Annotated in this window: 1 protein-coding gene and 1 pseudogene; both read left to right on the top strand. The window is 47.0% G+C overall.

Features of this window, described 5'->3' with window-relative positions; translation table 11 throughout:
* A pseudogene (locus ACFING_RS10140) lies at positions 1-126 on the top strand (baseplate assembly protein); the annotation flags it as partial.
* A partial coding sequence (locus tag ACFING_RS10135; RefSeq protein WP_375630852.1) for a phage tail protein occupies positions 126-568 on the top strand: 443 nt, incomplete at its 3' end. The pseudogene ACFING_RS10140 and the gene ACFING_RS10135, both read left to right, overlap by 1 nt.

Genomic DNA, 568 nt, shown 5'->3' with positions numbered 1-568 from the left:
CGCTTGATGGTTGAGGGCGTTCACCATGTGAACATAACGCAACCTTGTGAGGATATTTTGGTCGCACCTGATGAAGCGGTCGCACTAGGGGATATTGTTTTGTCTGAACGGGGGCGTGCTTATTGATGCTTTCCTCACTTTTGCCCCCGAATTCTAGCTTGTTTGAACGTTGTTTTGCAGAAGCAATGGCTCTTGACCTTCACGTTAAAACTGCACTCGAAGAAATACCTCGCGCGAAATTTATCACGCGTCCGCCTTCTTGGTTGCCCTTTTTAATTGATGAATATGGCTTACAAGAATTAACCCCTTATTTCTCTAACCTTTATGATTTAATTGATCAGGGTCTTGCATGGCAAAATATTCGCGGCTCCCTTGCGGCAATAGAGATGGGGCTTGAATGGTTAGGGATTTCGGCACGCTTTCAACCCGCCTGGACGGGGCGCGCATGGTGGAATTCCTTTCAACTTGACTTTGATCAGTTGCCTGAACGTAAAAGCCTTGAAGCCATTGAAGCGATTACCGACCTTTCCAAAAGTTTGCGCTCTGATTTTCGCCGTGGGACCTATGG

This window comes from Bartonella sp. AP150HLJHH (assembly GCF_042196385.1).
Taxonomy (GTDB): Bacteria; Pseudomonadota; Alphaproteobacteria; order Rhizobiales; family Rhizobiaceae; genus Bartonella.
This window is presented reverse-complemented; position numbering and strand designations above follow the sequence as displayed.